The 23270-nt window shown below is 31.8% G+C and carries 23 protein-coding genes; 6 read left to right on the top strand and 17 right to left on the bottom strand.

Annotated elements, in window-relative coordinates; translation table 11 throughout:
• Positions 1–13: 13 nt before the first annotated feature.
• From KPL50_RS01165 to KPL50_RS01185, 5 genes are all read right to left on the bottom strand, one after another.
• Positions 14–1168: an aminotransferase class I/II-fold pyridoxal phosphate-dependent enzyme gene (locus KPL50_RS01165; RefSeq protein ID WP_216296592.1), complete on the bottom strand. Its 1155-nt coding sequence runs from the start codon at positions 1166–1168 to the stop codon at positions 14–16.
• Between the two features lie 182 nt (positions 1169–1350).
• On the bottom strand, positions 1351–2712 hold the full coding sequence (locus KPL50_RS01170; protein WP_216296593.1) for an NCS2 family permease: 1362 nt from the start codon (positions 2710–2712) through the stop codon (positions 1351–1353).
• Positions 2713–2858: 146 nt separating this feature from the next.
• Entirely contained in the window at positions 2859–3854 is a 996-nt protein-coding gene (locus KPL50_RS01175; protein ID WP_216296594.1) for an asparaginase, read from the bottom strand.
• A gap of 269 nt (positions 3855–4123) precedes the next feature.
• A complete protein-coding gene (locus KPL50_RS01180) occupies positions 4124–4324 on the bottom strand; it encodes a hypothetical protein (protein ID WP_216296595.1) in 201 nt (66 codons plus the stop codon).
• Between the two features lie 246 nt (positions 4325–4570).
• Positions 4571–4714: a hypothetical protein gene (locus KPL50_RS01185; RefSeq protein ID WP_216296596.1), complete on the bottom strand. Its 144-nt coding sequence runs from the start codon at positions 4712–4714 to the stop codon at positions 4571–4573.
• A 384-nt stretch (positions 4715–5098) separates the two neighbouring features.
• Between KPL50_RS01185 and KPL50_RS01190 the strand changes: the two genes are divergently transcribed.
• Positions 5099–5284, top strand: coding sequence for a hypothetical protein (locus tag KPL50_RS01190; protein WP_216296597.1), 186 nt, complete (start codon positions 5099–5101; stop codon positions 5282–5284).
• Between the two features lie 111 nt (positions 5285–5395).
• Here KPL50_RS01190 and KPL50_RS01195 read toward each other — a convergent pair whose 3' ends face one another.
• Positions 5396–5887: a ferritin family protein gene (locus KPL50_RS01195; protein WP_216296598.1), complete on the bottom strand. Its 492-nt coding sequence runs from the start codon at positions 5885–5887 to the stop codon at positions 5396–5398.
• 291 nt (positions 5888–6178) lie between these two features.
• Between KPL50_RS01195 and KPL50_RS01200 the strand changes: the two genes are divergently transcribed.
• Both KPL50_RS01200 and KPL50_RS01205 read left to right on the top strand, forming a co-directional pair.
• Positions 6179–6724 (top strand): glutathione peroxidase, encoded by a 546-nt coding sequence (locus KPL50_RS01200; RefSeq protein WP_216296599.1) that lies wholly within the window; start codon positions 6179–6181, stop codon positions 6722–6724.
• A 142-nt stretch (positions 6725–6866) separates the two neighbouring features.
• Positions 6867–7313 carry a MarR family winged helix-turn-helix transcriptional regulator gene (locus KPL50_RS01205; RefSeq protein WP_216296600.1) on the top strand — a complete coding sequence of 149 codons (447 nt, stop codon included), beginning with the start codon at positions 6867–6869 and terminating at the stop codon, positions 7311–7313.
• 76 nt (positions 7314–7389) lie between these two features.
• Here KPL50_RS01205 and KPL50_RS01210 read toward each other — a convergent pair whose 3' ends face one another.
• On the bottom strand, positions 7390–7812 hold the full coding sequence (locus KPL50_RS01210; protein WP_216296601.1) for a putative ABC transporter permease: 423 nt from the start codon (positions 7810–7812) through the stop codon (positions 7390–7392).
• A 225-nt stretch (positions 7813–8037) separates the two neighbouring features.
• Here KPL50_RS01210 and KPL50_RS01215 point away from each other — a divergent pair, with 225 nt between their 5' ends.
• The gene (locus KPL50_RS01215; RefSeq protein ID WP_216296602.1) at positions 8038–8802 is read left to right on the top strand and encodes a YkgJ family cysteine cluster protein; all 765 of its coding nucleotides are present in this window, start codon (positions 8038–8040) and stop codon (positions 8800–8802) included.
• A gap of 60 nt (positions 8803–8862) precedes the next feature.
• Here the strand turns inward: KPL50_RS01215 and KPL50_RS01220 are convergent, their stop codons facing one another.
• The 8 genes from KPL50_RS01220 to KPL50_RS01255 all read right to left on the bottom strand — a co-directional run bounded on the left by KPL50_RS01220 (position 8863) and on the right by KPL50_RS01255 (position 17759).
• Positions 8863–9711 (bottom strand): AraC family transcriptional regulator, encoded by an 849-nt coding sequence (locus KPL50_RS01220; protein ID WP_216296603.1) that lies wholly within the window; start codon positions 9709–9711, stop codon positions 8863–8865.
• 97 nt (positions 9712–9808) lie between these two features.
• Entirely contained in the window at positions 9809–10837 is a 1029-nt protein-coding gene (locus tag KPL50_RS01225) for a Gfo/Idh/MocA family protein (protein ID WP_216296604.1), read from the bottom strand.
• 21 nt (positions 10838–10858) lie between these two features.
• On the bottom strand, positions 10859–11782 hold the full coding sequence (locus KPL50_RS01230; RefSeq protein WP_216296605.1) for a sugar phosphate isomerase/epimerase: 924 nt from the start codon (positions 11780–11782) through the stop codon (positions 10859–10861).
• 13 nt (positions 11783–11795) lie between these two features.
• Positions 11796–12539, bottom strand: a complete 744-nt coding sequence (locus KPL50_RS01235; protein WP_216296606.1) for a sugar phosphate isomerase/epimerase — start codon at positions 12537–12539, stop codon at positions 11796–11798.
• Between the two features lie 22 nt (positions 12540–12561).
• Positions 12562–13662 (bottom strand): Gfo/Idh/MocA family protein, encoded by a 1101-nt coding sequence (locus KPL50_RS01240; RefSeq protein ID WP_216296607.1) that lies wholly within the window; start codon positions 13660–13662, stop codon positions 12562–12564.
• 498 nt (positions 13663–14160) lie between these two features.
• A complete protein-coding gene (locus tag KPL50_RS01245) occupies positions 14161–15369 on the bottom strand; it encodes a hypothetical protein (protein ID WP_216296608.1) in 1209 nt (402 codons plus the stop codon).
• 156 nt (positions 15370–15525) lie between these two features.
• Entirely contained in the window at positions 15526–16803 is a 1278-nt protein-coding gene (locus KPL50_RS01250; RefSeq protein WP_216296609.1) for an FAD-dependent oxidoreductase, read from the bottom strand.
• Positions 16800–17759 (bottom strand): sulfide/dihydroorotate dehydrogenase-like FAD/NAD-binding protein, encoded by a 960-nt coding sequence (locus KPL50_RS01255; RefSeq protein WP_309245136.1) that lies wholly within the window; start codon positions 17757–17759, stop codon positions 16800–16802. The genes KPL50_RS01250 and KPL50_RS01255 overlap by 4 nt, the downstream gene beginning before the upstream one ends.
• Before the next feature lie 156 nt (positions 17760–17915).
• Here KPL50_RS01255 and KPL50_RS01260 point away from each other — a divergent pair, with 156 nt between their 5' ends.
• Positions 17916–18575 (top strand): phosphatase PAP2 family protein, encoded by a 660-nt coding sequence (locus KPL50_RS01260; RefSeq protein ID WP_253200398.1) that lies wholly within the window; start codon positions 17916–17918, stop codon positions 18573–18575.
• 87 nt (positions 18576–18662) lie between these two features.
• Here the strand turns inward: KPL50_RS01260 and KPL50_RS01265 are convergent, their stop codons facing one another.
• On the bottom strand, positions 18663–21032 hold the full coding sequence (locus KPL50_RS01265; protein WP_216296611.1) for an ATP-dependent Clp protease ATP-binding subunit: 2370 nt from the start codon (positions 21030–21032) through the stop codon (positions 18663–18665).
• A gap of 188 nt (positions 21033–21220) precedes the next feature.
• A complete protein-coding gene (locus tag KPL50_RS01270; protein ID WP_216296612.1) occupies positions 21221–21370 on the bottom strand; it encodes a hypothetical protein in 150 nt (49 codons plus the stop codon).
• A 236-nt stretch (positions 21371–21606) separates the two neighbouring features.
• Between KPL50_RS01270 and KPL50_RS01275 the strand changes: the two genes are divergently transcribed.
• Positions 21607–23208 (top strand): recombinase family protein, encoded by a 1602-nt coding sequence (locus KPL50_RS01275; protein ID WP_216296613.1) that lies wholly within the window; start codon positions 21607–21609, stop codon positions 23206–23208.
• Positions 23209–23270 lie beyond the last annotated feature (62 nt).

The following is a 23270-nucleotide window of genomic DNA, read 5'->3' on the forward strand; positions in this document are numbered from 1 at the left end:
ACCAATAATAATATTAATCACCACATTTATTTAGAGATTTTAAAGCTTCTTCAATAATAACCACATCTTTTGTAAGTGCTATACGGAAATAATCATATCCAAGTTTTCCAAATGCATTTCCTGGCGTAACCACAATCCCATTATTAGTAAGCAGTTTTTCACAAAACTCATTAGTTGTATAGTTCTCGGGTGTTTTGCACCACAAATAAAAAGCCCCTTCTGCATCAAAAAAAACAATGTTTTTTTGTAATAGAATACTTTTAGCAGCTTCTCGCCTTTCATCATATATTTTACGTGTATTGTAAATATAATCCCGTTCTAGGTTAAGAGCAGCAACGGCAGCCTTTTGCACTGGAATAAATTGCCCAGAATCACAATTGCTTTTCACTTTTAAAAGAGCATTTATTACTTTAGCATTACCTACAGCATATCCTATTCTATATCCTGTCATATTGTATGTTTTAGATAGTGTTCCAAACTCCACACATTGCCTCTTTATATCAAATTGCATAAGACTAATAGCTTTCTTATCTGCCTTAATTATCTCATTATATGCCGAATCATTGCATAAAACAATATTATTATCATAAGAAAACTTTATAATACGCTTATAGAACTCTGAGCTCGCTACAGCACCAGTTGGATTATTTGGATAATTTATAAAAATAAGTTTACTTTTAGAAATTATCTCTTCGGGAATAGTAGTAAAGTCCAACATATATCCATTGATTTGATTTAAAGGTACCGTATAAGGTATACAGCCCCATAGTTTCGAACAAATACTATAAACAGGGTATGCAGGCTCTGGTACTATTACAACATCTCCTACATCACATACTGCGGGAATGATGTTGCTTATACCTTCCTTTGAGCCTATAAGAATTATTACTTCATCCAAATCTAGACTTACAGAATAAACCTGTTTATAGTATTTAATAACAGCTTTTTTAAGTTCTATTAAGCCATCATAAGGAGGGTAATTATTATACCTATAATCTTTTAATCCATCTATTAGGGCATCAGTAATTTTTGAATGGACCTCTAAATCTGGATCTCCAATACTCAAGTCAATAATTTTTTTCCCAGTGAGAAGTGCCTTATTTTTCATATCTTCAATTTTTTTAAAATGATATTCATTAATATTGGATAGTCTATTATTTATTTTCATAATATCACCCTTTATACAATTTTGTATTATGTTATTCGGGTGCTACTAACTTTGTTACATCACTTTATTTATAATAGAAAAAAGAGAAGTACATATTAATACAAATATGCTTCCCTTTGCTAAGTAATTCTAAAACTAATTTTTTTCGACTGTGGCCTGTATATATAGTGACATCACTATTATTACTTTATTCCAGTGAAATACAATTTAGCAATAAATAATACTGCCAAAATATAAATTACAATTGAAACCTTCTTCCTCTTAGTAGCATCTTTAGTAAATATATTGTTTATTAAGTTTATCACTGCATAAGAAAGAATTCCAATTGTTAATCCGTCTCCGATACTATAAGTCAAAGGCATTAATGCAATCGTTAAGAAAGCAGGAACTCCCTCTGTAAAATCGCTAAAATCTATTTTAACTATATTCTCCATCATAAAATATCCTACGACTATAAGCGCAGGTGCAGTTGCACAGGCTGGTATTGCAACAAATAGTGGTGAAAAGAACATTGCTATTAAGAATAATATCCCTGTTATAACAGAAGCAAGTCCAGTCCTAGCACCTTCTGCAAATCCCGCTGAACTCTCTACAAAAGTTGTTATAGTTGAAGTTCCAAGGAAAGCTCCTGCTGTAGTACCAATTGCATCTACCAGTAGAGCTCGTCCAGCATTTTTCACGTTACCATTTTTGTCAACTAGTCCAACCTTAGATGCAACTCCTACTAAAGTTCCTACAGTATCGAAAAAGTCAACAAATAAAAATGTTAATACAATTATAGAAAATTCTAATATTTTAGTTGAATCAGTTAAGTATGAAAAATCTAGTTTACCAGCTATTGGTGCTATTGATTCAAATTTAAATATACCTTGTGGTGTACCTATTCTATGGGCTGCTGCAGCTTCAGGTGATACTATTGCAAATATCCAAGCCAGTAGAGTACTTGCAGCTATTCCCCATAATATAGATCCTTTAACATTTTTCTTTGATAACACTACAATTATAATTACTCCTATTACAGTTATTAATACTGTTGGACTTGTAAAGTTGCCAAGGGCTACCTTTGTTGCATCGTTGCTAACTACAATACCCGCATCTACGAATCCTATAAATGCAATAAAAAGTCCAATTCCTGCGGTAACCGCCAATTTTAATGTTGTGGGTATAGCATTAACAACTGCTTCACGAACACTAGTTAATGATAATATGATAAAAATAACACCTTCTACAAACACAGCTGCCAGAGCTACTTGCCAAGGAACTTTCATCCCTATTACTACTGTATACGCAAAAAATGCATTTAATCCCATTCCAGGTGCTAGTGCAAAAGGAAGATTAGCATATAACCCCATCAAAATCGTCGTAAGTCCAGCTGTTAAACAAGTTACTGTTACTATAGCTGCAGCTGGCATTCCTACACCAGGGTCCCCTAATATATTTGCATTAACTGCAATAATATATGCCATGGTTAAAAATGTAGTTATCCCTCCAATAATTTCCTTTCTGACGTCGCTACCATTTTCTTCTAACTTAAAAAATTCCATTTAGTTACCTCCATATGTTTGCAATACAAAATAAAACCACTAAGGCTTCTTAAAAACCATAGTGGATATTTTCTTTTCACAAACATAATATCAAAAATAGACATGTACGTCAATATCATCACGAATATTAAAATTTAATTTTCTCATTATATTCGGCTTTTATATCGTCCACTTTCAAACATACCTTCAATTTCTTCTAAATTTTTGGTGCTAGCAAGTGCAAGCATAAGTTTAATTCTAGCCTTTTGTCCTGGAAGGCTATCTCCAAAAATCACACCAGCGTTTCTAAGCTCTTTTCCACCACCAGGATACCCATAAGAATCTAATACTCTTCCCTTGAAGCATCTAGATACCATAACTACTGCCACGCCTTTTTTTATAGCTTTTTTTACTCCGTCTGCCATTTCAGGTGGAATATTTCCTCTTCCCATAGCTTCAATAACAAGCCCTTTTGCACCTTCCTTAACACAAAAATCAATTAATTTTGAATCCATTCCAGCACAAGCTTTTATTAAGTCTACTCTAGTTTCTATTTTTTCTGTTAATATATGTTCTTTTTTCAAACTATCTCTATAGAATATTACTTCATTATTGTCTATAATTCCTATAGGGCCAAATTCAGGGCTTTGAAAAGTGTTTAGATGCATTGAATGTGATTTGGTAACTTCGCCAGCGCAATTAAGTTCGTCATTTAAGCATACTAATACTCCCCTATTACGTGCTTCCTCCGAAATAGCAGTGCAAATAGACGCTGATAAATTTGCTGGTCCATCATACCCAAGTTCTGAACTATTCCTCATTGAACCTGTAACAATTACTGGCTTTGGATTATCTATAGTTAGGTGTAATAGATACGCTGTTTCCTCAAGTGAATCTGTACCATGTGTCACTACAACCCCACATATATCCTCTCGAAGTAAGAAACTTTGTATATATTTAGATAATTCCATCATGAGTTCTGGTGTCACATGAGGTCCTGGCAAGCTTGAAAAAGTATATGATTCTATTTGTGCATAATTTTCAATTCCCGTAACCATAGCCATTATTTCTTCACCACTTAAACTTGGAATTGCAGCCTTTATTCTTGGATCAACCGTCATAGCTATTGTACCGCCATTAAATATAACCGCAACTTTTTTCATTTGAAATCCCTCCTAATATTTAGTCTTAAAGTTAAATAATATATTCTGTTTGTTCATCTGTAACAAACAAATTCTATTTTACAATATATTTATAACAATTACATCTCTTATTTTTAAATTTTGTATGTGGTAATTAAATAAAATAAGATATACTCCTTGTTGCAAGTATACCTTATTTATATCTTTGCCCTTATAATTATTAATTACTACTAATATACTATATTTTAATATATCGTTTATTCAAAAGTATGACTGCTTAGTTATTTAAACTATTTGTTTTTTAAATATTCAAATAAATTTCTTTCTATTTCATCTGCACCATTATCATCTGTAGTTATATATTCCCTATGGCCATCTAACGCCTTAAGTTCAATCTTTCCAATCTCCTCACCATTAATATTATCAATATCTCGTTGGAACTTCATTATCTTATATCCTTCATTTATAAAACTTTCTATTTTTTTTACCATGAAATCACTCTCCTTTTATGCAGATGTTTAATTTATAGTTTAAATAAAATTTACCATCATCCAAAAAATTTTTTTAACTTCTTCTTTCCTTTTTCTGCTCCTTTTGCTTATCACTAGAATCTGTTCTTTTAGTCCCAATATTAACTTCTTGACTATTTAACTGGTTTTTTTTGCCCTTTTGCATATCATTTCACTTCCTTTTAATGCATTGTTTAAACCTAAGATATTAAGCGCGTACTTTAATATCTACTCAAGGGTTTCTCCTTTGAAATTCTCATAAAGTGGTGGTGATTTTTTATCTCCTTTACTCTTCTTAGGTTTACTAATATCATCACGTTTAACATTAATATTACTATTTTTGCTACCTCCAATATGTTGATGGTCAGGCATAGTTAAAACTCCTCTCAAATTAAATTGTGTTCTTTTTTATTTTCTCTCTTTGTAATAATTATTATACCTAGCAACTCTACTTATAATTTGTTTTTATATAAGTCCATAATAAAGTATTAATTTATTTTGTAAATACTGTAAAATGCAGTAACCTTTTTATATTATTTCCATAATATATATTAAAGTAACTTTAGTTATAAAATTTTTCATATTAATAATTACTTACTTATTTATTTGTTTGTTTCTATCCCCCCCATAAAAAAGCCACCACTCTATTAATAGATTGGTGGTTTTATCATTATTGTCGAAATATTTCTTTATATTTGGAATATTAATTTACTTCTAGATAATATATATAAGTAAGTAATATATGAGGTGTATTAAATGGACAATGATTTAAAAGAAATAATACCTGCAAAAATCAATGAACCCATTAATAACATTGTTGATGTTATCACTACAAACCCAAAAAAAAAGGATTACAAACTGATGACCCTTTGGGTTATAGTAGGTATTCTAGCTGTATTATTACTATACTATGCTTATAAGATGATATACCTTTACTTTTAGTGGATTTTTGCTATAAAAAAAATAAGGTATCTATAATTAATAATTATAGATACCTTATTTTCATAACTAGAACACATAGTTGTAATTAGTTAATATTCATATAAGACTTATTTAGAAAGGTGCATAACCTTGCTTTGACCACCATTCTTCTTTTAGCTCCTCATACTGAGATGCAAATTTGTCTAGATGGATTTTTTCCCATTTAACTAAGATATTAAATAGTTCCTTTGCTTCTTTAATTTCCGTCTCTTTAGCAGCCTTTTCATAGTACTCTATTGATGCTTTTTCCATCTGTATACCAATGCCAAATGCTGATACTGCAATACCAGCATCCTTTCTATCAATATTCTCCCATTTGAAAATTGCCGGAGAAGTTGGTTCTGGGATTAGTGCCAATTGAAAGTCTAAAATATTATCATCTTTAACCTTATTAAATAAGTCCTTTAGCCAAACTACATGTCGCATTTCTTCCTCTGCAAGTTCTAAAAAAGCATTTTTAACCTCTGTGGAATTAGAATTACTAGAAGCCATATTATAAAATTCATAACCTTCAATTTCGTTAATAATTGCTTGTTTTATAATCATCAGTTCTTGATTCTTCACTATTATCTCCTCCTCAATATACTATTACAAATTTGATTTCTAACTTATATTGGTTATTCACTAATAATAAATATCTTTTTTTGTAGTTTATCATATTTAGAAAAATAATACAACAATTATGTCTTATTACTTTTATATAAATCAAAAATAAGTTCTTGACAATTTATTATTAAGATGCTATATTTAAATTATAAATCAATTGCATGCAATTTAGTTTTATATATTTTAATTGAACTAAATTAACATATTGTTATATAAGAAAAAATTTATATAGAGGAGGAATATTAAATCATGAATATTTATGACTTTAAATTTAAAACTATCGATGGAGAGGACAAATCATTAGAGGAATTCAAAGGCAAGGTAGTATTAATTGTGAATACTGCAAGTAAATGTGGCTTTACACCTCAATATAAAGATTTACAAAAACTATATGAGAAGTATAATTCTAAAGGTTTTGAAATACTTGGTTTCCCATCTAATCAGTTTGCAGACCAAGAACCTGCAAATAATGATGAGGTAAAAAGCTTTTGTGAGCTTAATTTTGGAGTGACTTTTCCACTTTCTGAAAAAGTTGAAGTTAGAGGTAAAGACGCAGACCCACTATTTAAATATTTAACTGACCAATCAGCCTTTAAAGGCTTTGATGTAAGCAACCCAAGTGGTAAAATGTTACATTCGTTTTTGCAAGAAAAGTTTCCTGACTATTTGTTAGGTGATTCAATTAAATGGAATTTCACTAAATTTTTAGTAAATAGACAAGGAAACGTTATAGACAGATTTGAATCACCTATAGAGCCAATGGATATTGAAGATATCATTAAAAACCTACTATAAAACTACATTAAAGTTAACCCATTGTGCTAATTTTAATAGTGTGGACACAAAACATATTTTTCAGGTTATAATATATGTTTTATGTTCATACTTTTTTTATTTTGTATGTCTGAAATGAAAAACCATAAAGGAAGTGATATAAGTGAAATATGAAGCTCTTAAATTAGATAACCAATTATGCTTTGCTCTATATGCTTGTTCCCGTGAAATAACAAAATTGTATAAGCCAGTTTTAGATAAACTCGGTATAACTTATACTCAATATATTTCTCTTTTAGTATTGTGGGAAAAAGATAATATAACAGTAAAAGACATGGGAAGGAAATTACATCTTGATTCTGGTACATTGACTCCACTACTTAAAAAATTAGAGTGTATGGAGCTAGTAACAAGAACGCGAGATACTGTAGATGAACGAAAAGTATATGTTAACTTAACTGACAAGGGTATTGAATTAAAAAAAACGGCTATGGAAATACCAAATAAAATTCTTTGCTCCACAGGGCTTACTCTTCAAAATGCAGAACTTTTAAAGGAAAACATTACTTCTCTACTCCTGAGCTTAACTCCTGGCTATAATAGCAAATAAAAGAATATACAGTGGGGTTAATGTAATAAATACATTAACCCCACTGCATATTTTTTTACATTCCTAAAAATTTTGCTTATTTAGCCTTATAATTGATACTGTTTTCAATGCGTATTATAACATCCTGGGTTTTTTCAAAGAAAATTCCAAGCACAAACCATACTGGTGCATATTCCAATGTAATAATTCCGCTTATTGATAATGTTTTATTTACATAGTTCCAAGGGCACATACCTAAAACCGACCTAAGCAGTAGTCCGCAAACTAATTCTACTGCAAATATAAGAAACATATATATACCTCCCCGAGCTATAAGCGGAAGATGTTTTATCCTATAATGCACCGGTTCAAGAAATACAGCAAGCCCATATATAGGGAACATCCAAATACAGGTAGTACCTCTAAGTAAAACATCACCCATAAGCATTGCGCCAAAACCATTCCACAAAACCTCTGCGCAGAGGCCTAAAAGTCCATATATAATAAATCTTTTCCACATAAATGTATTGTTTGTATTCCCTTGCATAATATACTTCTAACTTTATTAATTAGTGAAAAAAACAAAAATACTCTTACACTTCAAAAGGAGATATTGTGATAAATTTACTTTTGCTTGTACATTCAACATATTTATTGTAATATAATATAAATAATATAATGAGTAAGTACAAATTATACACAGGATTTTATTTGACTGTACCTATCACAAGGGGGAAAGATTAAAATGCAAATCAATGCTGGCGTAGCTGTAATACCCAAAAATCAATTATGCATATGTGGAAGTGGCAAAGAGTTTTCTGACTGTTGTATGAAAAAAAATCACCTTTATGAAGTAATAGTGTTACCTGAAACTGGGAAGCAAATTGTTTACGATCAAACTGAAATTATTGTAGCCGTCCAAAATTTAAATAGTTTTATTGAATCTAGAATTGATTCAATAAATTCAGGATTATCTCAGGAGGAGGCAACGCGTAAACTCAGGCGCCTTTACGAAAAACTTAATAATACGCTAAAACCAATAGAGAAAGTAACTTCTTGCAAGCAGGGCTGTACCCATTGCTGCTTCTTACCAATACTATCGAGTAAACTTGAAAATGAATTAATAAAAGTTTATATGAGTGAGCATTATTCTACTGATAAACTGGCTGAGTTTAATGATAAAATCAAGCAAAACAAAGATATTCTATCACAACTTGTACATATTAACGGTAGATTTTTAAATGAAAACTATAAATTATACGCCACTGCTAATATTCCTTGTGCTTTTTTAGATAAAAATAACAATTGCAGTATTTATTCAGTAAGACCTTTTATATGCAGAAAATATTTAGTTTTTAATGAGCCAAAAATTTGTGAAAACACTTTAAATAAAACTGATCAGTATTATTCCCCTTACTTAACTAAGGTAAAAGACTCAATAGTAAAACTTAATAAACTAACCTATGGTGAAGATTTTCAGTACAAACATATATTATCTTGGTTTGTTTAGAATTAACATAAATTAAGGTACTAATTTTCATAAAATAGCGTTGATATTAACATATCAACGCTATTTTATATTTTTTTTGTACTCCATAGGCGCCGAGCCCTTTAAATTTTTAAAGACTCTATTAAAAGTTTTGACACTATTAAATCCAGATTTATATGCGACTTCTGTAATAGAATTTGTATCATACATAAGATACCACTCTGCTTTTGTTATTTTAAAATTGTTTAAATACTCTAAGAATGTCATGCCAGTATTTTCTTTGAAAAACCTAGTGAAATGGTATTTGCTAAATCCTGCAACCTTTGAAATCTCATCTAACCCTATATGATTTTGGTAATTTTTCTCTACATGTGCAAATACCTTGTCAAGCTTCTTAAGCTTCTCCATTTGTCTGCTCTCATCCTCTGATGAATAAACTGTTTTAGGCATATACCTAAGTAGTATAACTGCCAAATCATAGAGTCTTGCTTTTAAAATAAGTTTATATCCTTCCTTGGTTTTACTGTACTCCTCAATAACCTCCTGTATCTGTTTTTCCATTAAAGCGTGTACTTCACTTCCATAAGTCAGTAGACTCGAGTGAATAAACATTGGTTTAATAGTTCTATTATCATTTGTTCCCGAAAGAAAGTTATCGTATATTGACATTCTAAATTGTATCACTGCTCTTTTGCTAAATTCCTTCTGCTTGAAAAAACAATGAATTTCTCCTGATCCTATAATAAGTATGTCCCCAACTATCAAGTTATAGGTATTCTTATTTACTACTACCTTAAGATTTCCTTCCACAAGATATATGATTTCAATATCTTCATGAAAATGATGAGGTGTACTGTTATTACCATCATTAAAAAACAATCTAAAGGGAAAATCTTGTTCCAATATTGTTTTTTCTAAGCTAACTTGCATAATATCCTCCGAAAGTTTCAATAATTCAGACAACGCTTGTATATTAAAATAGGCATACAAATTATTAACCTTGTATGCCTATTTATTATTCTGCCTGTTACAGCTTTATTTTAACTCTTTTTTTACCAGATTCATAGATGCTACATATAATTCTTTGTGTTTTTATTGCTTGTTCCCCATTAATATCAGGCTGGATGCCTAAACTTAAAGCATGGTAATAGTTCTTTATTTGTTTTGAATGGCTTATTCCCCAATATCCCTTTGCTCCATTTCCATAGTCGAAAGTTTCATGCGGGTTATTATCTGCGATTAATTCCCTGCCATCATTAAACGCAACATGAGCTCTATCCCCTACCATAGTTACAATCCCGTTTTCACAGTGAAGTTCTATTTCTACCGGAGCATCATAAGAATAATAATTAATAGCGTGAAAAGCTGTAACTACTCCATTCTTATACTTTATAATTCCTTCAGCGCAGTCCTCTACCTGTATTATTTCATGAGCCCTATTACTAATGCTCGCATCTATATAATCTATATCACTGTTTACAAACCAATTCATTAGATCCATAGTATGAATGGCTTGATCTATAATAACTCCTCCACCTTCCTTTTCCCAGGTGCCTTTCCAATCACTATGACTGTAATATTCATCCGAACGGTTCCAAGTAACCTCAAGCTTACCTGATAGTATTTTACCAAGTTCACCGGAATCAAGGGTGTTTTTTATAAGCTTTGAACCAGGATTATATCTATTTTGAAATATAACTCCCAAAGTAACCTTATTATCCTTTGCAGCTACAATCATATCTTCTGCATCTGTGAGCTTTATCGACATAGGCTTTTCAGTAAGCACATGTTTTCCATGTTTTGCAGCGTATATAGCAACCTCTGCATGAAGATAGTGTGGAAGACATATATGAACTACATCTATCTCTTCTTTTAAAATCATCTCTTTGTAGTCTGTATAGTAGGCACAATCATGTTGCTCTGCTTTTGCTTTTGCCCTATCTTCCTTTATGTCACATACTGAAACTACCTTTGCATTCTCTAGTGCATTTATAGATTGAGCGTGCATGGGAAATATGTTACCACATCCAATAATCCCTACTTTAAATTTCTTCATTTCTACATCTCCTAAATAGTTCTATATTAATTTTTGAAGATAATCTATTCCAATTTGCAATCCTTCCTTTACCTTTTCTGCGCTACCTTCATAAAGGGGATCTTCATGTTCAATACTAACTACTCCTGCATAGCCTACTTCCGTTAACTCCACTAAAAGACCTCTCCAGTCCACCTGTCCAAGTCCGGGCATTCTATACCTCCAATATCCAAAGTCCTCGGGGCTTATATTTAGTTGCTTATTAAACACGCCATATGTCTTTAAATTTTCCTTAAATACCTCTGTATCCTTTGCATGTACATGGAATATTCTATCCTTAAATTCCTTCACCGGAGTAATATAATCCATGAGTAGTGCATGCATATGAGAAGGATCATAATTTAACCCAAAGTTTTTATTAGGAACTCTTTTGAACATCTCTCTCCAAAGCTCCGGAGTATACGAAATAGTTCCTGGCATTCCCGCTATCTGCCAACCAATCATTGGGCAGTTTTCGATAATAACTTTAATACCTTTATCTTCTGCATACTTCACTAAATCTCCAAAAACCACCTCAAACTCTTCAAAGTTCTCCTCCAGGGACTTATCTATATTTCTCCCTACAAAAGTTCCTACTGAGGTAACCCCTAGAAGTACTGCAGCATCAACACATTTTTTGAAGTGATTGTTTATATTTGACCTCGTAGTAAGGTCTCTATCTAAATTATTATCATAATAAGCAATTGAAGATATAGTAAGTCCATACGCATTAAAATATGCCTTGATTTCCTCCGCTTCACCTGCTGTAAAGTTAGCTACATCTATTTCACTTCCTGAATAATCGCGACTATTAGTTCTTGGCCAACAAGCAAGCTCTAAAGACTTAAACCCATGCTCGCTCGCCCACTTTGCTTTTTCTTTAAGTGGAATACCACCAAGACATCCTGTTAAAAATCCTATATACATAATAACACCCTTTCTAAACTAATTTTTTCAAGTTTTCATAACATATCTTTACGCTTTCGAGAGTCGGCCTGTTGAAATGTTCTTGCTCAACTATAAGCCATTTTGCTCCTTGTTTTTCTGCTTCATATATTATGGGTTTAAAATCCATGATTCCATTACCCACCTCTGTCGACTGTTTTTCTTCACCTATTACTTTCATATCTTTTATATGAATAAGATCACAACGACCTGCATGCTTTTTTATATAGTCTGCAGGATCGAGTCCTGCATACTGGAGCCAATAAGTATCTATTTCCGCTTTTACGAGATTCTTATCTGTTTTTTTGTATAAAGAATCTAATCCGTATTCTCCATCAAATTTTTGTAATTCATTACTGTGATTATGATATCCAAATAATAAACCATTCGCTTTGATTCTTTTTCCAATATCATTTAGCTTAAGTGCCATATCTTCAAAATCCTGTCTGCTACTATATGTGGCATAGGGACATATTATATATTTATTCCCAATCTCTAGATTATAATCAATTACCCCCTGAATATTTTCAGTAAGCTCTTGTAAACTAACATGACTCCCACAAACTACAAGTCCCAATTCATCTAATAATGACTTAATTTCTGAACTTTCCAAACCACCATACCCTGCAAATTCCACTCCACTATAACCTATTTTCGCAACCTCTTTTAAGGCAGCTTTAAAATTCTTCTCTGTTTCATCTTTAATACTATACAATTGAAGTCCAATAGGTAAGCTCATGATACCACCCTTCCTTATTCTATTAATTATTTAAATAGACAGGTTTTCCTGTTTTAGAAGACTCATATATTGCTTCAAGTATTTCAGTAACTACTAAGGCTTGTTCTGGTTTTACTACAGGCTCACTATCATTCAATATACAGTCAATCCACGCTCTTGCCTCCATATCTGCTGGGTCCTCTGATTCTCCTTCATAAAAAGCAACACCACCAGAATTAAAGTCTACTTTAGTTTCATACAATCTACTTAAATCTTCTCCATTTATCCGAAGTCCATCCTTCATATCTGCTCCGCCTTCTGTTCCACAAAGAGTAGTTTGTGCTTCACCTACATCAAGGCTATTTAATGCCCAGCTTGACTCTAAAATAATAGTTGCTCCATTTTCCATTGTAATAAATCCAAAGGCTGAATCCTCCACAGTGAATTTTTTGGGGTCCCATGGTCCCCAAGCATTAGCTGCATTTTCTTTACCGCTAAGCTTATGATATACATTTCCAACTACATATTTAGGTTTATAATTATTTAACATCCATAAGGTTAAGTCAAGTGCATGCGTCCCTATGTCTATTAGTGGTCCTCCACCTTGCTCAAATTCATTGAGAAAAACCCCCCAGGTAGGAACTGCACGTCTTCTTATCGCATGTGCTTTTGCAAAATATATTTCTCCCAAATTACCACCTTCACAAATTTCATGAAGATACCTTGAGTCACCTCTAAAGCGATTTTGATAACCTATTGTAAGCTTTTTGCCTGTACGTTCGCAGGCCGCAAGCATTCTTCTTGCCTCCACAGAGGTTTTAGCCATTGGCTTTTCACACATTACATGCTTGCCAGCCTCTAGTGCGTCCACAGTAATGGTGCTATGTGATCTATTAGGTGTACATACATGAATAACATCAATATTTTTATCTTTCAAAAGTTCCTTGTAATCTTCATAAACCACTGCACCTTCAGTTCCAAATTTAATTGCAGCATCTTCAGCTTTCTCCTTTGAAATATCGCAAAATGCTACCATTTCCACCTGTGATATTTTAGCTAAACTTGGCATATGTTTATTATTTGCAATGCCACCACAACCTATTATTCCAACTTTCAACTTCTTCTCATTGCATGTATTCTCCATAATATTTACTGATTTTCAAATTACAACATAGTTATAATTTGGAAATCAGGTTTTTCACTTCCTTTCTTAATATAATTATTGAAAATCTGCTTGCCTACAGATCTTTGTTACAGAAAAGCAGTTTCTCTAAGTAATTCCTATTTTACAATAGAATAAATTTTATTACTCGCCATGAATTGCGGAGTTGTTCTCAAATATTGCTTTTTACATAAAAATAGCCTTTCATCCCACACTTGAAATAGTGGGGGTGAGAGGCTAAAATTATTAATTATATTATTTTCACATGAAGTTTGCTTTATGGTTTCCTCTCTTTTTTTATTGGAAATTTCAATAGTATCATTTAATAGTTCCATAATATACCTCATAGAACTTTTACTTATATATGCCTTTAGGATATTTATTAGTTTGCAGGTGCGACCCCATTGTAAAATATGGAAGTGTATCCGGACAAGTTTTACTTGCTCCCTGTCCTACATCAATGGATAATTTGATAAATACTTACTGATTATCAATAAATGAAGCTGGGTCTTTCATAAACCTATCAAAACCTTCAGCTGTTTCCTTGAAGGTTTTCTTAATATCATTTAGCCTGTTCTCAACTTCAATATAATGTTTATCCAAATTTTGAAGTTGTTTATTATGTTGCTTTGTTAAATTTTCTACTGGATTAGATTTGTCCATATTTTGATTCATTGCTGCATTTAACAAATATAATTTATACATTTCATGTTGAAGTTTTGCCATTTCCTTGACATAATCTTCAATCATCTTTTCACGTTGTTTTTTTAACTCCTCTAACCGCAGTTCATTCTCTGATCTATCTTTTAAAAGGCTTTCAAGTTGTTTTTCATAGGAAACTCTTATTTCAACATAAGTTTCCATCCTTTTATTTGAGTTATTATTTTGCTCTACAGCTTTGTTAAATGCATTTGTTATTATAGAAGAAGCTCCATCTTTCTTTAGACTTTCTAGGGCATTATTCATTACTTCCCATTGTCTTTTAGTGCGTCCGGAAAATGACACATCAGCTGGTATCTCTTTATGATCATTAACAATAACTATTGCTTTTTGCAAGGATTTAAAATCATTATAGCTTAACATTTCAATACTTTCAGTCTTAGAGAATTTATCTTGTAGAAATCTCTCAAACTGATCTTCTGTTCCATTTAAATTGTTTTTATAAAAAATTTTTGCACTTAAAAGCATATTTGTAACGTTTTTTGCAGCAGCCTCTTCATTAAATAGCTTATCGCCTTTCATTCCCATATTAGTGCCCTGCTTATCATATATTTCTTTTATGTTGTATGCCTTATTAAAGAAATTTGATATGTTACCACCAAGTTCCTTAACTTTTTTTTCTGTGAAATTGTCAAAAGAACTATCTAAGGCTTTCGTTAACTGAAGTTTTGTATTATCATCAAATTTAGAATTAGTTTTTATGCTTTTTAGTATTTTTCCATATTCGTCAGTACAATCTACAATTGATACATTGCTAGACATATAGTCAGTACTATCAAAAGATTTTTTAATATTACCTAAAATAGTTGAAGCTTCATCATTAGTATAATCTATACTAAAATCAATATAGTCATTGGTTTTTAGTAACTCTATGGAATGCATTTCATCTGTTTTAACTTGAGGTGGATTATTAGGTACACTATAATTTGATATTATTGTACCTATAGAATTTATAGAATTTAAAGTCATACTTATTCCTCCTAGATTATAATCAGGTATATTAATGTAAATATAAAGCTATATTTGTAATATCGTATTAAAAGACTTATACTTTACGAAGAATATTGTTATTACGAAAAATGGAAAGGCCCGCTCCACTTTAAGCTGACCTTTCCAAATCTTTCTCTATATAAGTTTTTCATCAAATATATGGGTTAGATTTAATTTTTCCACTTTTCCTGCAACTTTATCTATATCCAAAGTATAAAGTCCGAGTTCCTGCATTCTATTAAAATACTCTGCTCCTGCGAAGGTATATCTATTTGTTCTTCCTTCTTTAGAATTAATTTTTTCATTTGCATAGGCAATTATGTCTCCAACCGCCAGAGATCTTGGTAATATAAGTAGCGGCATACCTAAATAGTTTCTTATTGCATTGTGCCCTGCTAAAGCACCCGTTATTATAGCCTCTGTGTGACCTACAAATAATCCAGCCTTCTCACCTGCACAAAACAAGTTATCTAGGCCTATAACCTTCATACTGTTTGTTCTTGGCGCTACAGATAGGTATCGTATTGAGTTCCCCTTCCCCCCTGCATATGGATCTATATATTTTGCATACTCTAGCCCTTTAATTTTTCTTAATTTATCTAATGGGTAATATGAAGTCATAAGCTTTGCATGACCTGTATCTAAAAGAATTATATTTTCTGCAAACTCTTTAAGAGCATACTGCTGACATACCTTGAATTTAAGTTTTTCTAAATTAACATCCTCTTCTGGAACCTTTAAAATAACTAATCCTGTTTCATCCAGTTGTTTTATAACATCATCCGCTAAGGAATCCTTAGCTAGTTTGCAAGAACCACTAATAGCTCCATATACATCTTCTTCTCTTTCACCCTTTAAGTCTTCAATGCCTGCTCTATAGCTTATGCTTACTCTTGGCCCAAAAGCTGGACATCGAAGCACACACATTGAACATCCATTCCCATATTTTAAACAGTTACCCATTGGCCCTGTTGAGCCTGTAGTTTCTATAAATACATCAGCCTGAACATATTCACCATCTGATAAGTATATTCCCTTTATTCTATTGTCTTCTTTTTCAATATCTACTACTCTTGTTACCATGTTTATCTCTATATCCATAGCTTTTAAATATTTTAGAACTGTTGGCTCAATCTTGTTTACATCATAAAGCCAGGCATGTTTATGTCCTGGAAAATCAATATTTTTATGTCTACTATTTTCATCAGTTAAATGTATTAAATCTCCTGCTCCTAGTGCTATCATTTCTTCTGAGGCAGTGTATCTCCCATTATTTCTCATTATACCACCTACATTGCCAAGTCCTAAAAGCATATCTGTTTTTTCATAAAGTACAACATTAGCTCCAGCTTTCTTTGCTGTGATTGCCGCACTACAACCAGACCAACCACCACCAATTACGATAACCTTCAAAATATTCTCCTCCCCTCTAATACATATTTAGGTTCTGTCTGCATTTTGCAGAGCCTTCTTAGTTTACGGTCATTATTTTTTCTTGTGCAGCAGCCGCAAATGCCTTCTCCACAGCACATCTTTGCATTATTGCAACAGGAATATTTAATATTTTTATCTATATTTTCTACTGCCTTCATCAATTCGTAATTTAAAACATCTGCAGCATCACAATGCACTAATTTAATTTCATTATTATGGAGTAAATCCTTCAATATATTATTAAATTCATCTGTGATTCTGCCACGGACTATAGTATTTACCGAGATAACTTTTGAAGCGTATTTATCTAGATACCCACTCACAAAGCTATTTTTATAGGGAGAATTGTCTAGCACAACTGTAATTTCATTATTATTAGCATGCAAATGCTTAAGTGGCGGTATCATAGGTGCCTGCCCTATACCTCTTGCTACAATTAAGCATTTACTATTCACAATTGTATTTATGTTTTTCAGTCCCAAGATGCCATTCCAAAATGGTGCTTTTATAAGCATATCTTCCCCTTGCTTTAATAAATCTAATGCTTTGGTTTTAGATCCTTTTAATTCTATAGCAATAGTTATCGTATTATTTCTCGTATCAGTATCCATTATTGATATTGGCGTATCAAACCTGGTATCTGTATCTGGACGTCTAACAAATACATAACTTCCCGCCTGAACCAACTCACTTACCAATTTATCACTTGCTTCTAATGTGAATACGATAATATTATCCTCAAATTTATTTTTCTCTACTATTTTACAATAATAATATTTCCTACTTTCTTTAGCTTTGTAGTTGTTTGAAGCATAGTCTTGATATATGCATACTCCATTCCAATTACTACAGTCGCAGAAATTTTTACCTGCTAGCTGCGAACATAATATACAGTCTCCTGTTTCTGCCAGATGGCAAGGACATACTCGAGACACCAAACAGCGATGATTCCTTAAGAAATTTCACTCTCCGGTCATACAAATGTTTAATTTTTATACTAATGACACAATATTCATAAAGAATTTTCGCGAAAATCATTGAAACTATTTTGATTTTCCGTTAAAATAGTCTTTGAAGAGAGGACTGATTACTTGAAAAAACTTTTTAAAAATTTATTACCACTAATGCTTATTGGTTCTATCCCTTTTTCTAATTTGTTTTATTGGTCACTAAATAATACTCAAAGAGGAGTTTATGACCTAACTACTGATTTAGATAGATTTTTACCACTTATAAAAATCTTCATAATACCTTATATGACTTTATGGTTTTTCTTAGCCTTTTGTTTTGTTTATTTGTGCTTTAAAAACAGAAAAGTTTATTATAAGATTATGCTTACACTAGTCCTATGTTATGTTATTGCTTTTATAACCTTTTACTTTTTTCAAACCACTGTAGCAAGGCCTATTGTCACGGGGGATGATTTATTCTCCAAAATGATTTTATTTACCTATAAGTCTGATGAACCCTTTAATTGTTTTCCAAGCATACATGTAATTACTGCATACCTGGCTATGAAAGGAATCAATCTCACAGATGCTAGAAAACGGATTAAACTTCCAGTTAATGTGGTAGGTATTCTAATTATTATATCCACTCAATTCGTTAAACAACACGTTATAATGGATATATTTTTCGCAATCTTTTTATGTGACATGTTTTTCAATTTGATTACTTATACCGAAGAAGAATACAAATTATACAATTCAAAAAGAGCTTATGATTTACTAGAAAAAGATCTTGAACAATAAAATATAAAAGCTGCTGAATAATCTTCAGCAGCTTTTATACTTGATTGTATACATTAAAATAATTAGGCTATCCTACAGGGCTTTTATTTATTGAAGCCTAATGGCAATTTTACCTTCTTTTAATTCTATGGCTATTTTTGACCCTTCTCTAAATTCATTTTGGAGATACTGCTCTGCAATCTCATCCTCAATATATTTTTGAATAGTCCGTCTAAGTGGCCTTGCTCCATACTTTTCATCGTATCCTTTTTCTAATACAAAGTCCTTTACCTCTTCTGTTATGTCGACTGTAATTTTCTTTTCGCGTACCTCATCCACAACTTCCATAATCATTAAATCTACTATTTTGCGAAGTTCTTCCTTGTTTAGAGGAGTAAATACAATAGTTTCATCTACTCTATTTAAAAATTCTGGTCTAAAGGTTTCTTTTAAGGCATCCTTTACACGAGCTTCTAAAATATCATAATTGTCTTGAACAAAACCAATACTACTCCCTTTAAATTTAGTACCTGCATTAGATGTCATTATTATTACAGTGTTGTCAAAAAAAACAGTTCTGCCTTGGCTATCTGTTAATCTTCCGTCTTCAAGAATTTGTAATAGCATGTTAAATACATCTGGATGAGCTTTCTCAATTTCGTCTAAAAGAATAACGCAGTAAGGCTTTCTTCTGACTTTTTCAGTTAATTGACCAGCTTGATCATAACCTACATAACCTGGTGGTGCACCAATCAACTTTGAAACCGTGTGTTTTTCCATGTATTCAGACATATCTATACGAATTAATGCTTCCTCGCTTCCAAAGAGTTCACAGGCCAATGCTTTAACTAATTCTGTTTTCCCAACCCCAGTTGGTCCAACAAAAATAAAAGAGGACGGCCTTTTCCTTTTTCTAAACCCCGAACGGTTCCGCCTAATGGCTCTAGATAAACTTGTAATAGCCTGATTTTGGCCTATAACTCGTTTATGTAGTCTGTTTTCTAAGTCCAATAGTTTTTTCGCTTCTTTTTCTGTAATCTTTTGAATTGGAATTTTAGTCCATGACTCAATAACAAAAGCAATATCCTCTACAGTAATTTGCACCTCACTGCATTCTTTCTCAATTTCAACAATAGTTTCTTTTATTTTGCATAGACCCATTCTATATTCTGCAGCTTTTTCAAAATTTCCAGTTTCTTCTGCATCATCCTTTAAGCTTTGTACTTTTTCTAATTGTTCTTTTAATCCTGCAAGTTCCACAAGTCCACGGTTCTTTAAATTAGCTCTAGAACCCGCTTCATCAATAACATCTATAGCTTTATCTGGAAGAAATCTATCAGTTATATATCTTTCAGATAAGCTTACAACTTCTTCAATTATTTCATCAGATATTTTAACCTTGTGATATTCTTCATAATAGCCTCGTATTCCTTTTAAAATTTCTATTGTCTCAGCTATGCTTGGTTCTTCAACTAAGACTGGTTGGAATCTTCTCTCAAGTGCTGCATCTTTCTCAATATATTTTCTATATTCCTCAAGGGTTGTCACTCCAACAACTTGTATTTCGCCTTTAGATAGTGCTGGTTTTAGAATATTTGCTGCATTCATTGACCCACCTTGAACTTCACCAGCGCCCATAATATTGTGCACCTCGTCAATAACCAATATTATATTTCCACTTTCCTTAGCTTCTTCAATAATAGACTTCATCCGACTTTCAAATTGTCCTCTAAATTGTGTACCTGCGACAACAGCAGTAAGGTCAAGCAGATAAACTTCCGCATTAAATAATTTCTCTGGAACTTGTTTTTCTGCAATTCTCACAGCTAAGCCCTCTGCAATAGCCGTCTTACCAACGCCCGCTTCACCAATTAATATGGGATTATTTTTAGTTCGTCTATTTAAAATCTGAACCACGCGATCAATTTCTTTATTCCTCCCAACAACCCTGTCTACAGCCTTTTGATTTGCTTTATTTGTTAGGTTTATTCCATATGTGTCTAAGTGCTTTCTCTTCTTTTTAAACCAGTTCTTTTTTGATTTATCTTCAGGTGCATCCTTAACCTTTGAGGAAGTTTCAATTTCCTCTTCTATAAAATCTTTATTTTCGTCTTTATGTGAAAATAAGCCATTAAAAATATTACCGATAAGTTTTTTCCCATCACCATTCTCATTGCTCATATCTTCTAAATTCATATTTTCTAAATTCATATCCTCTAAATTCATATCCTCTAAATTCATGTCCTCTAAATTCATGTCTTTTAAATTCATATCTTTAAAAATATTACCCATTTGCTGATTTAAATTTTCAATATCCTCTGAAGATACCCCAGCTTGTTGCATCAATTGATCCATAACTGGAACGCCTTTCTTTTTAGCACATTCTATACATAAAGCTACAGTTTCAGTTTTTCCACTTTCAATTTTTGATGTTAATATCATTGCTATATTTTTTTTACATACATCGCATAACTTCATATAAATTCATCTCCATATTTTCATGTTGTATTAATATTATAATAGTATATCATTATTTAATAGACTTTGTTTAGTAAATTCAGTATTGTTTGTTTTTTATTAATAAATTCTACTGATCACTACTTTTAAAGCTCTCCCTTTTCTATTTATTCTACGCTTGTAACCATATTCCTCTTTAGAGACTAGCGTTACTTTTCGCTAAGCTTCTCTATTAATTCATTTATTTCGTTTAATGAAAGCTCTGGCGCTAATATTTTCAAAGCAGCTCTTGTATATAGTTCATTTAAAAGTTCTGTTTCACTCTTATTTAATTCTATAATGGTAGAGTTAACCTTCATTTATGCTCCCCCAAATACACTATTATATTATAGTATGCTCCTTTAATAACAATGTTACAAAGATGTATATATCAAAATATATTTAGTTATATACGGCACTTGTGCATATTATATATTAAAATACATATCTTTATTTTGTAAAGCTATTATAGTCCATATATGTAATGCAATTACACTTTTTATATTCATTTTAACCTTCTAGTAAACTTTAAATCAATTAATAAGGAGTAAGTGAATTGAAAATTGCCGCTATCTACTCAAGAAAATCACTAATTACAACAAAAGGCGAATCAATGCTTAACCAAATTGAACTATGTAAGCATGAAGGCAATCATTTAGGCATTGATAAATTTATAATATACGAAGATGAAGGTTTTTCAGGAAAAGATATTAAAAGACCTCAGTTTCAGAAAATGCTATGTGCTGCAAAGGAAAAAGAATTTAATGTACTTATTTGTTATAGACTAGATAGAATTAGTAGAAATATATCCGATTTTTCTACTCTTATAAATGAATTAGATAGTCTGCATATTAGCTTTATAAGTGTTAATGAGCAATTTGATACTTCCACTCCCATGGGACGTGCCATGATGTATATTGCCTCTGTTTTTGCACAGCTGGAACGTGAAACTATTGGTGAGCGTGTAAGAGACAATATGCTGGAGCTAGCTAAAAGTGGAAGATGGCTAGGTGGCCAAACACCTTTAGGCTATGAAAGCAAAAAAATGACCTATTTAGATTCTCAGTTCAAAGAAAAAACTATGTACACCCTATCCCCTATAAAAGAAGAGTTAGCTGTTGTAAATTTTATATACGACAAATATTTACAGTATAAATCTATTAACCAAGTTTTTATCTGCGTTTTCCAACAAAATATCAAGACAAAAAATGGAGCTGACTTTAACAAGAAAAGAATTCAGCTTATATTAAGAAATCCCCTCTATGTTAGAGCAAATGAAGCTGTTATGAAACATCTTGAATTTATTGGAATAAATGTTATGGGAAAAGCTGATGATAACCATGGCATTTTAACTTATAACAAAAGTAAAGGTACTAGAATTAAAAGGGATATACGGGAATGGATAGCTGCTATTTCTACACATGAAGGGATTATTGATGCCCCTATTTGGCTTATGATTCAAGAAATATTAGATGGAAATAAAAACAAAGCCCCACGCCTTGGAACCTCCGCAGCTGCTTTGCTTACTGGAATTTTAAAGTGTTCTAAATGCGGTAAAAGTATGATCGTTAAGCATGGACATATTAGTGCACAAACCAATAAGAAAATTCAATACTATGTTTGTAGTACTAAAGATTATTCAAGAGGCCTACGATGTAACAATCCCAATATCCGCGTAGATGAACTTGAATCACTAGTTATTGATAATTTAAAAAATGTGGCAATGGACAAAAATGTTCTATTAGAAGAGTTAAATAAAATTAAATCTGCTATGTCAAATAATAATTTTATGCAATGTGAAATGGATAATCTACCAGCACAAATAAAAATAAAGCAATCTCAAATAGATATTCTAATTAGCCAGTTATCTTTTGATAATGAAATATCAAAATATATAAGGCCACAAATTTTGAAATTGGGAGATGAATTAGAAAACCTCAAAGATAAATATGAAAACTTAAAAGCTACTTCCTATAAATATAAAGACTGTAAATGGGACGCAAATAAATTTCTATATTCCTTAAGTAACTTTTCTTCCCTGGTAACTGTGTTGGATTTCAATAATAAACGCCTATTAATCAATAGTGTTATTGATTCAATATATTGGGATGGTAATAAAGGTGTCATTAAAATAAATCCATTATCTTTAAAACCATAAGTTAATTGTCGCAGTTTAGTGTGTCAAGGACAAAATTCACTTCCTACATCAATACAATCGTA

Origin of the sequence: Clostridium sp. CF012 (assembly GCF_018861755.1) — a bacterium.
GTDB lineage: Bacteria > Bacillota > Clostridia > Clostridiales > Clostridiaceae > Clostridium_AD.

Excerpts from the sequence above, each read along its gene's own strand:
- KPL50_RS01210 (WP_216296601.1), bottom strand. The coding sequence starts at position 7,812 with ATGTGGAAAAGATTTATTATATATGGACTTTTAGGCCTCTGCGCAGAG.
- KPL50_RS01190 (WP_216296597.1), top strand. The coding sequence starts at position 5,099 with ATGGACAATGATTTAAAAGAAATAATACCTGCAAAAATCAATGAACCC.
- KPL50_RS01175 (WP_216296594.1), bottom strand. The coding sequence starts at position 3,854 with ATGAAAAAAGTTGCGGTTATATTTAATGGCGGTACAATAGCTATGACG.
- KPL50_RS01270 (WP_216296612.1), bottom strand. The coding sequence starts at position 21,370 with ATGAAGGTTAACTCTACCATTATAGAATTAAATAAGAGTGAAACAGAA.
- KPL50_RS01215 (WP_216296602.1), top strand. The coding sequence starts at position 8,038 with ATGCAAATCAATGCTGGCGTAGCTGTAATACCCAAAAATCAATTATGC.
- KPL50_RS01240 (WP_216296607.1), bottom strand. The coding sequence starts at position 13,662 with ATGGAGAATACATGCAATGAGAAGAAGTTGAAAGTTGGAATAATAGGT.
- KPL50_RS01180 (WP_216296595.1), bottom strand. The coding sequence starts at position 4,324 with ATGGTAAAAAAAATAGAAAGTTTTATAAATGAAGGATATAAGATAATG.
- KPL50_RS01230 (WP_216296605.1), bottom strand. The coding sequence starts at position 11,782 with ATGTATATAGGATTTTTAACAGGATGTCTTGGTGGTATTCCACTTAAA.
- KPL50_RS01170 (WP_216296593.1), bottom strand. The coding sequence starts at position 2,712 with ATGGAATTTTTTAAGTTAGAAGAAAATGGTAGCGACGTCAGAAAGGAA.
- KPL50_RS01220 (WP_216296603.1), bottom strand. The coding sequence starts at position 9,711 with ATGCAAGTTAGCTTAGAAAAAACAATATTGGAACAAGATTTTCCCTTT.
- KPL50_RS01165 (WP_216296592.1), bottom strand. The coding sequence starts at position 1,168 with ATGAAAATAAATAATAGACTATCCAATATTAATGAATATCATTTTAAA.
- KPL50_RS01245 (WP_216296608.1), bottom strand. The coding sequence starts at position 15,369 with ATGACTTTAAATTCTATAAATTCTATAGGTACAATAATATCAAATTAT.
- KPL50_RS01235 (WP_216296606.1), bottom strand. The coding sequence starts at position 12,539 with ATGAGCTTACCTATTGGACTTCAATTGTATAGTATTAAAGATGAAACA.
- KPL50_RS01185 (WP_216296596.1), bottom strand. The coding sequence starts at position 4,714 with ATGCCTGACCATCAACATATTGGAGGTAGCAAAAATAGTAATATTAAT.
- KPL50_RS01225 (WP_216296604.1), bottom strand. The coding sequence starts at position 10,837 with ATGAAGAAATTTAAAGTAGGGATTATTGGATGTGGTAACATATTTCCC.
- KPL50_RS01200 (WP_216296599.1), top strand. The coding sequence starts at position 6,179 with ATGAATATTTATGACTTTAAATTTAAAACTATCGATGGAGAGGACAAA.
- KPL50_RS01265 (WP_216296611.1), bottom strand. The coding sequence starts at position 21,032 with ATGAAGTTATGCGATGTATGTAAAAAAAATATAGCAATGATATTAACA.